The organism is Photorhabdus temperata (genome assembly GCF_025384845.1).
Classification (GTDB): Bacteria; Pseudomonadota; Gammaproteobacteria; order Enterobacterales; family Enterobacteriaceae; genus Photorhabdus; species Photorhabdus temperata.
The window spans coordinates 61252-77229 of the sequence record NZ_JAJAFX010000002.1 but is presented as its reverse complement, the minus strand read 5'-3'; the positions used below and the strand labels follow the sequence as shown (position 1 = coordinate 77229).

13 protein-coding genes are annotated in these 15978 nt (G+C 39.5%); 6 read left to right on the top strand and 7 right to left on the bottom strand.

The window, feature by feature from the left end:
• Positions 1–79 precede the first annotated feature (79 nt).
• From LGZ99_RS00985 to LGZ99_RS00960, 6 genes are all read left to right on the top strand, one after another.
• The gene (locus tag LGZ99_RS00985) at positions 80–1354 is read left to right on the top strand and encodes a tail fiber protein (protein ID WP_036837093.1); all 1275 of its coding nucleotides are present in this window, start codon (positions 80–82) and stop codon (positions 1352–1354) included.
• A 63-nt stretch (positions 1355–1417) separates the two neighbouring features.
• Positions 1418–3316: a contractile injection system tape measure protein gene (locus LGZ99_RS00980; protein WP_036837095.1), complete on the top strand. Its 1899-nt coding sequence runs from the start codon at positions 1418–1420 to the stop codon at positions 3314–3316.
• A gap of 9 nt (positions 3317–3325) precedes the next feature.
• Positions 3326–5401, top strand: a complete 2076-nt coding sequence (locus LGZ99_RS00975) for an ATP-binding protein (RefSeq protein ID WP_036837097.1) — start codon at positions 3326–3328, stop codon at positions 5399–5401.
• Positions 5402–5425: 24 nt separating this feature from the next.
• Complete coding sequence (locus LGZ99_RS00970; RefSeq protein WP_036837098.1) at positions 5426–6316, top strand: Pvc16 family protein; 891 nt, start codon at positions 5426–5428, stop codon at positions 6314–6316.
• A 298-nt stretch (positions 6317–6614) separates the two neighbouring features.
• Positions 6615–7547 carry a YwqJ-related putative deaminase gene (locus tag LGZ99_RS00965; RefSeq protein WP_023045257.1) on the top strand — a complete coding sequence of 311 codons (933 nt, stop codon included), beginning with the start codon at positions 6615–6617 and terminating at the stop codon, positions 7545–7547.
• Positions 7548–7945: 398 nt separating this feature from the next.
• Positions 7946–8656, top strand: coding sequence for a hypothetical protein (locus LGZ99_RS00960; RefSeq protein ID WP_021325522.1), 711 nt, complete (start codon positions 7946–7948; stop codon positions 8654–8656).
• Between the two features lie 163 nt (positions 8657–8819).
• Here LGZ99_RS00960 and LGZ99_RS00955 read toward each other — a convergent pair whose 3' ends face one another.
• From LGZ99_RS00955 to otnK, 7 genes are all read right to left on the bottom strand, one after another.
• Entirely contained in the window at positions 8820–9611 is a 792-nt protein-coding gene (locus LGZ99_RS00955) for a S1 family peptidase (protein ID WP_023045259.1), read from the bottom strand.
• Positions 9612–9942: 331 nt separating this feature from the next.
• Positions 9943–11328 (bottom strand): GntP family permease, encoded by a 1386-nt coding sequence (locus LGZ99_RS00950; RefSeq protein WP_023045260.1) that lies wholly within the window; start codon positions 11326–11328, stop codon positions 9943–9945.
• Between the two features lie 2 nt (positions 11329–11330).
• Positions 11331–12296, bottom strand: coding sequence for a D-erythronate dehydrogenase (denD, locus tag LGZ99_RS00945; protein WP_036837100.1), 966 nt, complete (start codon positions 12294–12296; stop codon positions 11331–11333).
• Between the two features lie 58 nt (positions 12297–12354).
• The gene (locus LGZ99_RS00940; protein WP_021325518.1) at positions 12355–13122 is read right to left on the bottom strand and encodes a DeoR/GlpR family DNA-binding transcription regulator; all 768 of its coding nucleotides are present in this window, start codon (positions 13120–13122) and stop codon (positions 12355–12357) included.
• A 12-nt stretch (positions 13123–13134) separates the two neighbouring features.
• A complete protein-coding gene (otnI, locus tag LGZ99_RS00935) occupies positions 13135–13914 on the bottom strand; it encodes a 2-oxo-tetronate isomerase (RefSeq protein WP_021325517.1) in 780 nt (259 codons plus the stop codon).
• Positions 13915–13936: 22 nt separating this feature from the next.
• Positions 13937–14575: a 3-oxo-tetronate 4-phosphate decarboxylase gene (gene otnC / locus LGZ99_RS00930; RefSeq protein WP_036837101.1), complete on the bottom strand. Its 639-nt coding sequence runs from the start codon at positions 14573–14575 to the stop codon at positions 13937–13939.
• Positions 14568–15860, bottom strand: coding sequence for a 3-oxo-tetronate kinase (gene otnK, locus LGZ99_RS00925; protein WP_262978797.1), 1293 nt, complete (start codon positions 15858–15860; stop codon positions 14568–14570). The genes otnC and otnK overlap by 8 nt, the downstream gene beginning before the upstream one ends.
• Positions 15861–15978 lie beyond the last annotated feature (118 nt).

Here is a 15978-nt window from a genome sequence, read left to right as displayed (position 1 = left end):
TTAATTATTACTATGTCATTATGTGGTCATAATTTTAGGATATTAGCAATAGAATAGACTAATATATAAGGTGATAAAAATGGAAAAGAAACACAATATATCTAATTCAGAGCTTAGTTCAGAAAATAATAATAACAATGAAGATCCCTCAGCAGATGATTTAAAGAAACGCTTTAAAGCAGGCAGCATCCCATTACAAACCGATTATGAACATTTAATTAATATTGCTGATATTGGTCGTAAAGCAACCGGGCAAGCACCGAAACAGAATGGACCAGGAGTAGGATTGAAACTGGATGATAGTGGTACACTTAATTTAAAAATAGGCACTATCACCAATAAAGACTTTTCTCCATTAATGTTAAAAGAGGATATTTTATCTGTAGACCTTGGTAGCGGTCTAATTAATAAAGACAATGGAATATGTGTTGGTAAAGGCAATGGCATTGTTGTAAATACAGATAATGTGGCTGTTGAGGCTGGTAACGGTATTAATGTTGGTGAAAAAGGGGTGGAGGTTAAGGCTAAGAATAATGGCAGTATTTCCGTTGACTCAGAGGGCATAGCTGTTAAGTGTTGGAAAGGGGGTGGGATTGTAGTAACTGATAAGACGGGTCTTTATTTAAAATTGGAGGGAGGGGATGGAAGTAATGCTTGGAGTGGTGTAAGTGGTTTGAGTTTGAGTGAGAGTGGTGTAAAAGTTAAAGCTGGTAATGGTATTAACGTTGATAAAAATGGTGTTTCCGTTAAAGCTGGTAACGGTATTAAGGTTGATGATAAAGGTGTCAGTATTGATCCTGATAAAGTACTCCCCAGAGGAATGATTGTGATGTTCTCTGGCAATAGTGCCCCTACAGGTTGGGCATTTTGTGATGGAGGAACTTATAATGGAGTTACAGTTCCAGATTTAAGAAGCCGTTTTGTAATGTGTGGTGAAACTATTTCTGAGACAGGGAAAAGCAGTAGTAAAGCCAGTGGTAGTGGCAATGGAAAAAACTTTTCTAGAAATACAACATCAACTACAGTTTCGGTAAATGTTACTGTACAAAACACGACGTTAACAGAATTACAAATACCAAAACATAAGCATATCGAGAGTCTTCCTTATTTTGAAACTCTGGGATTTGCATACGATAATACTAATATAGGATCAACAAAATACCAAATAAATAATACCTCCTCCTCCTCCCTATGGCACCCAAAAGCATCTGGAAATGATCATCACCCACATACTTCAGAAGTGGGTGGTGGACAAGGACATGATCATAAGGCAACAGCATCATCCCCTTCACATACTCACAGTGTTGATGTAGTTCCACCTTATTATATTCTTGCTTTTATTATGAAACTTTAGTTCCATTCAACACAGACAAACTTGAATCATCTATTATTCTCTAATTATAAAGGACATATTAATATGATTTCAGAGCCAAATCTGTTGCGTCGGATTACCATTACTATTGAGGCTAATAATCAACAGGAAGCTAAAAAAATATTTCATGGCTCTCTACTGAATCAAGTCAATATAAATAATCTATTCGATTTATACTTTAATGAATACACTATTAACAGAAATATATATTTAGAAACATTATCCCTAAATCTTGGTGAAATAAGTTTGTATGATTTCAATTCAGTGTTTCCGATTCGGCTTAATACCGCTCTAAATAGAGTGTTGAGCAAATATCATAAAAATAATAATAAGGATAAGATCCTCACGAAAGAGTTAACTTTACGAAAAAACATCGAAAAATCTTCTTTACTGTATGATAATTATTTGGTTCACATTAAGGATTTTATTCATTATTTATATCGTAAAGATTTTCAATTAAATACAATGGGAATAATAGAGGGTAATAATGCAGATATCAATAAATTAATTAATCAATTAATGAAAATAGAGAGTAATTTAGCACTATTATTGGCAAAAAGCTGTCTATCTGAACACAGCTTGAAGCGGCTTTTATCTATCAATCAACCTGCTTTATTAACCGCTATTAATCGTAAGTTATCAGAGGATATAGATATATTCCAGCATCAAGGAAAGGCGGTTTATTCTTGGCAACTGGTATTGAATGCACTGGGATATATACATCGGAATGATCCGCAGGAAATACCTGAACCAGATGTGAAAGTGATATCATATATCACGGCTGAACTTGAGAGCTGCATACTTGATGTTGTGTCTATTATTACGTTATTTCGCCAGAATATAGTAACTGATAATTCCTTATTAAATAAATGGTTGAAGCCCCTTTGGCAAATAGAATTGATTCCACAACTTTGTAAAAAACACCTCTCTGTTCAGGAATATGAAAATTTAGTTAACCGTTTTGGCTGTGAAAACCAGAGTCTTAGAGAACCCGTTCTACAAAAAATAACTGAAGTTGATCTGTTACTAATTGAATTATTACAGGCATTAGCGACAGAGCCGCAGCAAAATTTACCGCCATTAAATCAGCATCAACGTTCATTAATAGCCACAGCGATTCAAAAAGGAGAGGTCAACGCTCAAAATATTATCCAGCTATTTCAACATTCGGCGTTATATAACCGAGATGGGACAACTTGGTTAGCGTCGCTATGGCAATTAGCTCCTGTTTCACTGGTATGTAAGAAACATCTTTCTGCTAAAGAATACCAAGATCTTTCGCAACGCTTTATTTTAAATAATGCAGATAAAAAGTTAATTACCGAAGATCGACAAGCATTATCGGCATTGGATAACCTGAACATTACAGGTAATCACGGTAACCAACCACGAATTATCAATAGATCACACGTTGACCGGGTTTTATTCACTGAACAAACTTTTCCGTGTCAGGTGAGTAATGCAGGAATATTGGTTTTATGGCCGATATTACCCGCATTATTTAATCGGCTTGGTTTGCTCGAAGCGCAGAAATTTATCCATCGTCAGGCTCAGTTTAATGCTGTGTGTCTCCTTGATTACTTTATTTGGGGGAACGAAGAAGTACAAACAGAACGAAAGATTCTGAATAACGTTCTGTGTGGATTAATGGCTGGCGAAATTATTGAATTAGCGCCTCTTGAACCGGAAAAAAAGTTAATAATAGAACAATGGCTGGATGCTATTATCAACCAGCTTCCCACGTGGAAAAAATTAGGCCGTAATGATGTCCGCCAGCTGTTTTTACAACGACCGGGTGAATTGCTGATAGATAATCAGGAAATCAAAATCACAGTACAGCATCAACCGTTTGATTTGCTATTAACCGACTGGCCGTGGCCGTTAAATATTGCAAAATTTCCCTGGCTAAATCGCCCTTTACAAATTGACTGGCAAAATATTTAAAAGGTTTATATGAACTCTTTACTGAAAAATAATCACTGCATGGTGGCTGAATTATGCTGGATTTATCCCCATCTGGAACGTGTTGATCTGCGGTTACAGCATTACTATTATCAAAACAGCGACAAATACGATTCTTTACCAGAGAGTTTTTTACTGACTGAAGATGAAATAAAACAACGTTTGGTGACACCATTAGGTATTCCCCATTGGATAATTAAAGGGGATGATATTGTTAACCTCCCTGAAATCGAAGAAAACCCATGCTTTGATATATTATCCTTATTAATTGAACGTTTCGAACTCACTGAATTTGAACGTGATGCCTTATTGTTAGGCTTATTACCTCATTTCGACAACCGTTATCATGCGTTATTTGCTGCTTTGCATGGTAACAGTAAAAAACAGTGGCCCAGTTTTGCTTTAGCAATTGAATTATTTAGTGAACGTCAAAGTGATCGGCAGTTACTGCAAAACAGCTTTTTACCGCAAACACCATTAATTCTTAACCACTTATTACGGCTCAATAACGATGAGGAACCTATTTGGCTACAAACGCAATTTTTAACTCACAGTGCTGTCTGGCATTTTCTATCAAGACAACGGGTTATTTTACCACCCTTGATAACTTGTGCTTACTGGAATACGCCGGCTTTGCAAACTTGGTATCCATCAGCCCTTTATTCTTCACTTGAAAAGATATTATTGAATGAAGTACGTCCGCTGGTGATATTAAGAGGAAAAGAGGGGAGCGCCAGAGAATTAGCCGTCAGTAATATTATGGCGTTTCATGGTATCAGTACTTTAACCCTTGATTTAGCCCGCCTACCAGACGAAGAGAATCTAACGGTAATATCTAACTTACTAACCGATGCAATACGGGAAGTCCGGTTACACGATGCCTGTTTATTAATCCGCAATTTTTCTTTACTTGCAGAGGAAAAGAAAATATTGAATAGTGCGTTATCTGCTTTACTGAATCAGACAAAATTACGTGTAGTGTGTTTAATGGAACCGCGAGACTCATTAGTGTGGATTAAACATCTGCCTATGGTGCAAATCGATATGCCCATAACAACACTGATAGAGAAAAAAACCATGCTAGAAAAAAGCTTACCAAACCATGCTTCGGATGAAATTAATATTGCTCAATTATGTCAGCGTTTTTCATTTACAGCGGAAACATTGCCACTAATCCTTGAAGAAGCTTGCCAATACCAAATACTTCGACAGCCGGAAGGCCAATTGGAAGAGATCGATCTGCGTCAGGCATTAAGTTTCCGTGCTCAACAGAACTTAGGTAAATTAGCACAGCGGATAACCCCAAAACGTAGTTTTAATGACTTAGTGGTTTCTGATGAATTAATTCGACAATTGAAAGAAATTATTGCCGCTATTAATTATCGTGATCAAGTATTAGCTGCCGGTTTTCAGGAAAAAATAAGCTATGGTACAGGTATTAGTGCCTTATTTTATGGTGAATCAGGGACGGGTAAAACGATGGCCGCAGAGATTATTGCCGGGCATCTGGGGGTTGATCTGATTAAGGTCGATCTTTCTACGGTGGTGAATAAATATATTGGTGAAACTGAAAAGAATATTTCTCGCATTTTCGATTTGGCCGAAGCGGATTCCGGGGTACTGTTTTTCGATGAAGCTGATGCACTGTTTGGCAAACGCAGTGAAACTAAAGATGCTCAGGACAGACATGCTAATATTGAGGTTTCTTATCTGTTACAACGGCTGGAGGATTATCCGGGATTAGTTATTTTAGCCACTAATAATCGTAGCCATCTGGATAGCGCTTTTAATCGCCGTTTTAGCTTTATTACCCACTTTACTTATCCCGATGAAGAGCTGCGTAAAAAAATGTGGTGGGCAATTTGGCCTGAACAATTGAGATTATCGAATGAGATTAATTTTGAACATTTGGCTAAACGTGCCGATATAACTGGTGCTAATATCAGGAATATTGCTTTATTATCATCAATATTGGCAGTAAATGATAATAATGAACAAATTGAAAATAAATATATCGAGCGAGCAATTATACTTGAATTGAATAAAGTCGGCCGATTGGTTTTTTAAATATTTGTTAATTTTGGAGTCGATATGAAAAATATCATTGATCCTGATAATGCTATTGTGGAAGTTAATAACGCATTAAAGGATATTCTATCTCAGTATTTAACTAATATTGATATTCGTTTTGATCTGCCAGAAATGGATTTAATTCCATCGAAGCCGACAATAAGTGTATTTCTTTATGATATACATGAAGATTTACAATTACGTTCTGCTGAGCCAAGGCGTTATAGCCCTGCGAATCATCTATTATTACCGGGATGGGTAAATATTAATTATAATTATTTAATTACCTACTGGCATTCGAGTAAACCATCAAGTGATGGTTGTAGTCCAGATAGTCAGCCCGATAATCAGGCTGCAAAAATAATGACTGGTGTTTTGAACGCCTTGATTAATAATCGTCAATTATATAAAATTCCCGGCGCATATACCCGAGTGATCCCACCGCAGGAAAATTTAAATAGCTTGGGTAATTTTTGGCAGGCTCTCGGTAATCGTCCACGTCTATCTTTATTGTATTCAGTTACAGCACCTGTAAAACTTCAAGATATTATAAATACGGTAGAACCGGTTAGAGAGATTTCCCATTCTATGAATCAAAAACCAAATTTGGTTAGTGAACAAATAAATCAAGCTTTATCAGAGAAATTATGTCTTGATTTAGGTGGCACAGAAGATGTACGTTTTGTTCTTGCTAAAGTGAATCTGAAAACTGAATTTACCGCAGAGGATAATGAAAATCAGGAAAATGAAAAAGTTATTCTTGAGGTTTCTGGTGTTACCCGTTTGGATTATTTAGAGAGAATAAAAGCTATTATTTCTGAATGGGAAAATAGTCAAAGTGCAATTGTTGAAATAAATGGTGTGGGTATTTTTATTGCTAAAGAAAATTCTGCCAAGTTAATTGGAATATAGAATTATGGTTTAACTATCTCGCTCATTTATCTTGCAATATTCTTCACTATCTGATTTGTCAGAAAGTGCTTTGTTTATTTTGAATAATAACAAAAAGATAGATAATATGATTCAAAAAGAAAACAAAGGTATAAGTATAGCGGTATTATAGAAAGATATTCAGATTAAATGCATTATTCAGGATAATGAAAAAGTTATTAAGAGTTATTATTTATTTAAATATTTGTAATTGAAGTGTTAAATCGTTTTGATGATAATTTTAAATGTAACAAGTTCAGCTATGATAGAGGATTTATAAATGTTCAAAAATGATGTTTATGACAAAACAGTTAAATCTGGCAAAGGTAAAACTTCAGATGGAATGCTATTGGATGCATTATATCTGGATATCCCTAATGCTAAATCAGTCATGTCTGCTTATAAGAAAAAGACACCTAAGTTACCTGATTTTAATAAAAAGACGAAATTAATTCTCAATTCTTCAAAGAGATTTGGTCAGCTAAAACCTGCAAAGCAACGTGCTTTCTCTGAACCTGGTTTAAAAGCGAATGGTGTTTCTGACGGAAAGTTTATTTATTCAAAAAACTCTTTGTCGAATTTCGCTGCTCATGCAGGATATGAACATAATGGTCATTATGAAGATGAGTTTGTCAATTTTAAGGATAATGACAGAAATTTAGCCGAAGGTAAGCTATTTCCTGGAGTTAATTTGATTAGGCGGCCATTAATAGAGAAAAATAAAGAAACAAATGAATGGGAAATAAAACAAATAGAAGTCGATGCTTATAAGGTCAGTGATATTGATTCTTTTATTTTAGGGATAAAGAATATGTATAGTGAAGCAGGTACATCTTTACATCCAATAACAGAATCCCTGATCAGAAATCATATTATTAATAATGATTATATATTACCTACGATGGCGGGTATTGCTGGTTTGCACGCAGAGGTACAAGCACTTAATCATTTATTGATTTTAGAAGATAAAAGGGCCGGGAAAACTATTGGAAGCCGAAAAATAGGCGAATATATGCGGGATATGCTGAAATCATCTGTTTTTACACAGCGATTAACAACAAAACAAGCGGGAGATGATTTTGCCGCTTGCCATAATTGCTCTGGAATATTATCAGCGCCAGCTAATGTTATTACTGGTAAGGTGGAAAGTGCGGGCAGTAATTTTTCATCAACATTATCTCGATATAATAGATCACAAGAATCACCAATATAAAATAGTATTTTATTAAATGGACGATTTATCATGGTGCTTTATTTCAAGGATGAGGCACCATTATTTTACATTCTTAACAATGAGTATGGGTTATTTTTTATTTTTTCGGAGTTGAAAATATAATAACGATTGTACTATTTAATCAATAAATAGAAATTGGAATTATTCATATCTTCGGGAATTGAATTTATTTATTACAGTTGGAATATATAAACGCTTATTAAAATTCTTCTAGAGGGAAAGTGTTATTTTAACTATCTGAATTATTTATTAAATAATAATTATAAATTATTGGTAGCGGATTAAATTGACGGTGATAATATATAATGCTAATGAAGTGAAAATCAAAAGAAAAATAACTCCTATAATTTCTTTATCATAAATGGTTGGTATGAAATATGAAAAAATATGAAATATTGACGTTAAGACGAGATCTTGAGTCACTAGGTTATAGAAAAAAGAACAACCCATTCTTATGGGAACAAGATAAGGATGCTGTTCATGAAAGTCTTTCCAATCAGTTCCCTAATAGTCGAAGGAAAAAGAATCATCTTAATGATTTAGCAGAGTATTGCTGGCTAGTTTATCGTAAAGCCCTTTTATCAACGGGGCCAATGTTAATTGGTCGAGCTAATGATCTTTGGCAAGACAAATTTCTTAAGCCACTTGGACTTGGTAAAGGAATAAATGAGAATTTATGGAACCCAAATGCTCAAGGAAATATGCTGGTAGTAGACAAATGGTCTGGTGTAATAAATGACTGTTGGGTACTTGGTGGTATTCATAGGCATGCAGACTTTCATCTAATGTCAACAGCAGCCCCTGCTAATTTATGGAATCACGAAGATGGCTACCATGTAGTTACAGCAAGAGAAATATTAGGTCTTCTCAATTTTGGATATAAACGAGAAAAACGAGGGGGACAAGTGATTTATACATGTAAAAATTATTCTTCTGCCGATAGAGCGGGTCTTCTTCCCTATAATATTTTAATGAAAAACGCAATAGGACAGGGTCCTTCTTCAATTACAAAGCTCATTTTTGAACAAGTGACAGGTTTTAATAAGGAAATTAGAGCATTTGATCATTCTAGTTTAAGACGTGTGTAGATGAGGTTTATTGAGTAAATTATGCCTGAGGATTATGTGAGTCGCTTCATCGTAAAAGATTTGATCACTCCTCAGGCATTGAGTTTCCTTCTTATTGATTAACTTTTTATGCTAAGACCAGATTAATTCGATAGGAGCAATGTCACGGCAGACCTAATAAGCGTTAATTTTCCTTCACCGTTTCAATTATCCAATCTTTGAAGAAACTGACCTTGGTAAATTGTTCTGCTGGCTTTAAAAGTGAACGAGATACCAGCCCAGAAACGATATAATCTTTATTACTTGTTTTAACCATCAATGGCCCTCCTGAGTCCCCACCGCCGACACCTCCATTTTGATTACCAGAACAAATATTTATTTCCGGATCGTAATTTGTATCAGGATATCCTGGAGGAACTTCGATACATTTATTATCATCAAGGATATATTCATCGGTTTTCATTAATATATTCGGGGTTGATACACTTTCTGTTTTTCCAAAACCAGTAACCGTTAATTCTGTATCAACTGGCAGATCAATAGTTTCATCTATTCCATTGAGTTTTGCAAAAGCATCACTGTTTGTCTCTCGGTTGAGCTTAATTAGCGCTATGTCATATTGCCCACGTTTTTGTGCAAACCATTTTGGATGAATAATAATTTTTTCAATATCAACTTTATCCTTATAAATTGGCGTAGGTTTATACCTTTCTAATCCTATATAGATTGTGGATTTTATATTATCATCTTCAACGCAGTGAGCTGCGGTTAAAACCCAACGTTTATTGATTAATACCGAGCCACAACGGTGCCCTTCAATGTTGCCATCTTTTGTGTTAAGTGCTGAATAAAATGGAAATTCACCCGGTTCCGCAGGTTGACCATTTATTATATCTAATTCTCTGGCGCTGCTTGCCATTAATGAATATGAGAGCGTGCCGATAAAAACGAGAGTAAGAAGTAATTTTTCTTTCATAATAGAATCCTTGTGTAATATGATGACAGAGATAAAACTCCATTGTATGTTATATCAATATGGTCTGGTGGAATAACAATTGTATTTATATTTGTACCTCATTTATAATTAATGGATTTTTCTTATTTGAAATCAAGAAAAATAAACACTTATTATTAAGTAACTTGGTTTTTATAATATGGATAACAAGAGGATTGGGGTAATGTTTTACTGCCGGAGTCAATATTCCGATGACCGGGAGATAAAAATCAGTAGAAAAGTTATTGGATTATTAATGCATTGATTCGGCCTCCCATGTAAGGGAGGCTGAATTAATATTGCTTTATTGGGTTTATAACACCAGATTAAGGATAATGACGCCACACAAGCCAATTATCCAAGCGATAGTGGTTGGCATTGACCAGACGATCATTTGTTGTTTGACATCGTTAATGCCTATCATTCGGTTAACCACCCAGAATAGGCTGTCATTAAAGTAGCTGAAGAATAGCGAACCCATGGTTGCCGCTTGTGCGGCAACCAGCATATTGATCCCCGGAATCTGACCAATAATGGGTGCGGAAATGGAAGCCGCGGTAATCATTGCCACGGTGCCCGAGCCTTGGATCAGTCGAACCAGCGTTGCGATAATAAATGGGATTAACACAGGAGTCAGGGGTAAGTTCGCTATGTGTTGTGCCAAAATAGTACCGGTTCCACTTTCGCGCAATACCGCCCCTAATGCACCGCCAGCTCCCGTCACCAGCAAAATAATACCGGCAGCCTGTAAACCCTCTTCCAAACGCTCCATTACTTCATGTTTACTGACTTTTGGCATCAGGGTATAAACTGCCAGCAATACACTTATCGCCAGGGCAATAACTGGCGCACCAAGGAAATCGAATGTCTGAAAATATAAGTTGTTTTCTTGCCCAAAAAAAGTTTTGGTGCTCAGTAACAGTCCATTAATGGCTTTAATGAAGATCAATGCGATAGGGACGATAATCGGCATCAGAGAGAGAAATAGACCGGGCAGGGGTTTATTGACTTTTTCTTCTATATAGCGCTGATGGATTTCTTTTAGGTCCTCAGTTTTTGCTGTTTCATCAACTGGCTGAAATTCTGGATATTTTATGGCTAACCATTTGGCATAAAACACGATGCCGATAACACAAGGAACGGCCAAAACCATACCGGCTAGCATCATGGCGCCGATATCTACGCCAAAGATAGCGGCAACACCCAGTGGTCCCGGTGTTGGCGGGACGGCACTGTGGGTAACAACCAATCCACCGGCCAATGCGACGCCAAGCGTTAGCAGATTGCGTTTGCCTTTTTTCGCCAGGGCCTTAGCCAGTGGATAGAGGATAACGAAAGCAGAGTCGACAAAAATCGGAATGCTGACGATATAACCGGTGATCGCTAATGCCCACTCTTCGCGTTTTTTACCTAACCATTTGATAAAGCTGTAGGCTATCTGTTCAGCTGCGCCGGAAACTTCCAGCACCCGTCCCATCATGACCCCCAAACCGATAACGATACCAATACTGCCCAGTGTGGAACCGAAACCTTTAGTAATGATATCGATGGTATTCGCTGCGGTTAAACCACCGGAGATCCCGGCGATCACCGCTGCAATCAGCATTGCCAGTAAAGCATGAACACGGGTACGCAGTACCAGAAAGATCAGGGTAAATACGGCTACACCCAGACCAATGACCGGAATGTAGAGCTCCATAATCAGCCACCATCCAGGGACAGGTTATTGGCGATAAAAGCATGGATGGCATCACTGAAAGCGCGATCAACCTGGAAACCGAGCGACAGCCCACGGTTGATATCAAAATGACCCGGCCAACTGGCGACAATGCGGTTAATGTTTTCATCCGGTTCGAAGCGGATCAGATCCACCGCTTTTTGTCCGGCAATTTCTGCCAGTGCGTCAATCATGCCCTGAACGGTGACACTGATACCGGGTAAGTTAACTGTGCGGGAAAGGCCAAATTTCTCCGCCGGGATTTGAGCGGCGTGAATAAAGTTGCGGATCACCGTTTCAGGGCTGGAAAGCCATAAGGTGAGATCGCGGGAAACCGGACAGATGCTACTTTCTCCATACAAAGGTTCACGGATAATGCCACTGGCAAAAGAGGATGCGGCTTTGTTTGGTTTTCCGGGACGAACACTAATTGTCGGCAGGCGGAGTACCCGGCCATCCACATAGCCTTTACGGGAATAGTCGTTAATCAGCAATTCACACATGGCTTTCTGTGTGCCATAGGATGATTGAGGATTAACTGCATTCTGTTCGGTGATAGTCGCCGGTAATTCTCCACCAAATACCGCAAGGGAACTGGTGAAAATAAACTTCAATTTTGGATTTTTGGCCCGTGCGATTGCCAATAAGTTTCGGGTGACATCGAAGTTAACTTGCAAACCCAGATCGAAATCATTTTCAGCATGGCTACTGACAATGGCGGCTAAATGGAATAATACGGTGCTGTTTTCATCAATCAGCTTTTCCGCAGCATTTGCCTGAGTTAAATCCAGTGCCAGATACTGGACGCGAGGATCATTGACCGGTGAAACAGGGAATTGAATATCGGTCAGTATTAACTGATCGAAATTGAATTCCTGGTTGTTTCTTAGCAAAGCACTGGCGAGTTGCTGGCCCAGAAAACCTGCGCCGCCAGTGATTATCACTTTCATGTGACTCTCCTGTTCAATAGCCCTGGGCTATTTGCTTGTAGGGTAGGAATTTTTATTTTTATACGTTGACGGTATGCAATATCAGGTTGTGTTCCCGTAATTGTTGCTGCACCTTTAGCGGAAGTTGGCTATCACAGACAATGTCATCCAAACTCGAAAGCGGGCAGATACGAAACATACCGTATTTGCCATATTTACTGCTGTCAGAAACCAAAACCCGGCGGCGGGCGATTTCCAGTACTGCCTGTTTAACTAATACTTTTTCTTCATGTGGCGTGGAGACGCCATGCCCCAGATCCCATGAACTGGTGCTAATAAAGGCAATGTCCACATTCAGGCTGCGAAGTAGCATAGCTGCGGTGCGGCCAACACAAGAGTGATTCCTCTTATCGACTTGCCCCCCGGTATGAAACAGGTTCAGCTGGGGTTTGTTCATCAGGTATTGGGTAATGGAAAAATCATTAGTGATGATGGTGAGGTTAAAACGTTCAGCCAGCACTTTGGCAATCTCAAACGTGGTGGTACCGGCATCAAGGTAAACCACTTGTCCGTCTTCAACCATAGATACCGCGTATTGACCAATTTCCCGTTTATGCCGGTGATGAAGCCGGGCTTTTTCATTCCAGGGCAGTTCCTGACGTAAGACATCGCTAAGTTGCACACCGCCACTGACACTGATAACTTTTCCTTCTTCCTCCAGAGTGCGGATATCCCGCCGTACTGTCATATGCGAGACGTTCATCAATTCAACCAGTGTATTGATAGAGATTGTCCGATATTCATGTACATAGCGATAAATAAAGTCTCTGCGCTCTGATGGGAGCATATTTTCTCCTGGTTATTTTTGTGCTTTGAGAAGCCAATCCAGACCGTCTTCTGTGTGGCCGGCGGGGTGATATTCGCAACCCAGCCACCCTTGATAACCCATGTCATCCAGTTGATTAAACAGCCACGGGTAGTTTACCTCGCCGCTATCGGGTTCATGACGCTCCGGCACAGAGGCAATTTGGATGTGCTGGAATTTTCCCCATAGGCGTTTAATGGTGTGCAATAAATCCCCTTCCATAATCTGGCAGTGGTATAGATCCAACTGGATAAAAACGTTTGGTCGATCAATTTCTTTGAGCAATACTTCGGCCTGGCGCTGAGTTGCCAGAAAATAACCCGGCATATCACGGTTATTAATCGGTTCAATTAATATATTGATATTACGTTCTGCCATGACATCTGCGGAATGTTGAATATTTCTGATATAACACTCACGCTGTTGTTCCGGTGTAAATTGTTTATTCAGCTTTCCCGCCATAGCATGAATTTGCTTGCAGTTCAGCGTTAATGCGTATTTCAGGGCAGTTTGCACACCTTCAGCAAATTCTTTTTCACGTCCGGGAATAGAGGCTGTTCCTCTTTCACCTGCCGCCCAGTTTCCGGCTGGCATGTTGAATAAAACCTGGGTTAATTGATGCTGTTTTAACAGGGCAGCAAGATCTTCTGCCGCTGCTTCATAAGGAAACAGATATTCAACGCCTTTAAATCCGGCTTTGGCTGCGCGGGCAAAACGTTCTGTAAAAGGCACGTCGTTGAACATCATGCTCAAGTTTGCCGCAAATTTAGCCATGATCAATTCCTTGTTGGTTTACTCAGTTTTTTGGGTAACGAGTTTCAATTTCCTGTACTTGTTCTTCATTTAGCGTCGTGAAACCGTGTGGTAATAATGTTAAATAGAGCCGTGCGGTATCTTCTAATTCTTCCGCGTTGAAAAAAGCTTGCCGTAAAGTTTCTCCGCTGACAACGGGTCCGTGGTTCGATAGCAGAATTGCGTTATGTTTTGCGGCCAGCTTCGCAATTTCTTCACCGATTCTTTTATCTCCAGGTGGTAGATATTTCACCAGCGGTAGTTTGCCAATCCGCATGACATAGTAAGGTGTTATCGGCGGTAGACAGTTGCAGCTGTCCAGATTTGGCAGGCAGGAAAGGGCAGTTAACCAAGGGGAGTGCAGGTGTACCACCGCCTGACATTTGGGACGGTTGCGGTACATTGCCAGGTGCATGGCAACTTCTTTTGTGGGTTGGTCACCGGATAGCCAGTGACCTTCTGCATCCAGCTTGCTCAGGCGATCAATTTGCAAGTCGCCAAAACTGGAGTTGGTTGGCGTAATGATGATCGTGCCATCTGTCAACTTAGCGCTGATATTACCTGTACCGCCACTACTATAACCCCGGTAAAACATTGAACGGGCCCATTCGACTAGTTCTGTCCGTAGCGCTTGTTCACACATGAAACATCTCCTGTGCACGCAGGAAGAAATCAATATCGCCGAAGTTACCTGATTTCAATGCCAGCCAATAATTGTGTTGTAGATCGTGTACCCAGGGTACGCCAGGGGCAATAGGCGCACCGATACTGAATTGTCGGATGTTCAGACTTTGTACTATTTTACCGGCAGTTTCGCCGCCTGCGACAATAAATGTATTGAACCCTTGTTGATGCAGGCTTTTTACAACGCTGGAGAATATGTTTTCTATTGCTTCACTGGCAATGGTTGCACCATGTTGTTGTTGGATTTTCTGCAATGTTTCCGGGGGTTGAGTTGTGTATAACATTGGCGCCAGGCTGTTTTCAGGTTGTTGAATAATCCAGGTTACCAGTCGTTTGGCATACTGAGGATCATTGATGCATGAACCAATATCCAGGGCTTTGGCAGGAGCCCATTTTTGGTATTGGGCAACTTGTTGGTTAGTTATAGCGGAGCAACTGCCGGAAAAGATTACGGTATGTCTATTCTGGGCTGGTGGTGTTGCGCCTTCCGGCTGAAGTGGTATCAATGGTTTTCCGGTATCTATGCTGGCAAGTGCAGCACCAAGACCGGAACCACCGGTGACTAATTTCAGTTTTAAGGCAGCTCTGGCAGTAGGTAGCAGGTCATTCATGGTCATGGCGTCTGTTACTGCGTAACGTATGCCTTGTCGTTGTAAATTGTTTAGCCGATCGCGGATTGCCTGTTCCCCTTGATGAATACATGTCAGATCCACCAAATCTGCTTTTCCCTGAGCTTGTTGCTCTATCAGGCGTATCAGATTGGCATCTGTCATGGGGGTGACGGGATGGTGCTGCATACCACTTTCGTTAAGTAGTTGACCGTTGACAAACAGATGTCCATGAATAACTGTTCGACCGTTGATAGGAAGGGCAGGGGAGATTAGCGTGATGTCTGTTTTCAGTTCATCCATCAGAGCATCAGTTACCGGCCCGATATTGCCTTTGCTGGTGGAGTCAAAAGTTGAGCAGTATTTGAAGAATATTTGCTGACAGCCTGCCTTCTGGCGTAGCCAGCGACAGGATTTCAGCGCGTTATTCACTGCTTCATTTACCGGACAGGAGCGGCTTTTCAGGCTGATAACAATCGCATCAATCTCTTGGGCATCAATGTCCTGTGAAATGATGGTATTTTCATCAGGCGTATCAAGAAGCTGAATGACTCGCCAGCCACTTTGCACCATAAAACCTGCGATATCGGTTGCGCCGGTAAAGTCATCGGCAATAACGCCCAATTTGATGGTCATTATTTTCTCTCCGGCAAAGTGAGTTTAAATCAAACCCATATGTAGGAATGCCTGCACGTATTAATGAACAGGCGATTCCCATTCCCCCAATCCTATAATTCTTATTTTTTGTGCTGAC

Excerpts from the sequence above, each read along its gene's own strand:
- LGZ99_RS00985 (WP_036837093.1), top strand. The coding sequence starts at position 80 with ATGGAAAAGAAACACAATATATCTAATTCAGAGCTTAGTTCAGAAAAT.
- LGZ99_RS00980 (WP_036837095.1), top strand. The coding sequence starts at position 1,418 with ATGATTTCAGAGCCAAATCTGTTGCGTCGGATTACCATTACTATTGAG.
- LGZ99_RS00975 (WP_036837097.1), top strand. The coding sequence starts at position 3,326 with ATGAACTCTTTACTGAAAAATAATCACTGCATGGTGGCTGAATTATGC.
- LGZ99_RS00970 (WP_036837098.1), top strand. The coding sequence starts at position 5,426 with ATGAAAAATATCATTGATCCTGATAATGCTATTGTGGAAGTTAATAAC.
- LGZ99_RS00965 (WP_023045257.1), top strand. The coding sequence starts at position 6,615 with ATGTTCAAAAATGATGTTTATGACAAAACAGTTAAATCTGGCAAAGGT.
- LGZ99_RS00960 (WP_021325522.1), top strand. The coding sequence starts at position 7,946 with ATGAAAAAATATGAAATATTGACGTTAAGACGAGATCTTGAGTCACTA.
- LGZ99_RS00955 (WP_023045259.1), bottom strand. The coding sequence starts at position 9,611 with ATGAAAGAAAAATTACTTCTTACTCTCGTTTTTATCGGCACGCTCTCA.
- LGZ99_RS00950 (WP_023045260.1), bottom strand. The coding sequence starts at position 11,328 with ATGGAGCTCTACATTCCGGTCATTGGTCTGGGTGTAGCCGTATTTACC.
- denD (WP_036837100.1), bottom strand. The coding sequence starts at position 12,296 with ATGAAAGTGATAATCACTGGCGGCGCAGGTTTTCTGGGCCAGCAACTC.
- LGZ99_RS00940 (WP_021325518.1), bottom strand. The coding sequence starts at position 13,122 with ATGCTCCCATCAGAGCGCAGAGACTTTATTTATCGCTATGTACATGAA.
- otnI (WP_021325517.1), bottom strand. The coding sequence starts at position 13,914 with ATGGCTAAATTTGCGGCAAACTTGAGCATGATGTTCAACGACGTGCCT.
- otnC (WP_036837101.1), bottom strand. The coding sequence starts at position 14,575 with ATGTGTGAACAAGCGCTACGGACAGAACTAGTCGAATGGGCCCGTTCA.
- otnK (WP_262978797.1), bottom strand. The coding sequence starts at position 15,860 with ATGACCATCAAATTGGGCGTTATTGCCGATGACTTTACCGGCGCAACC.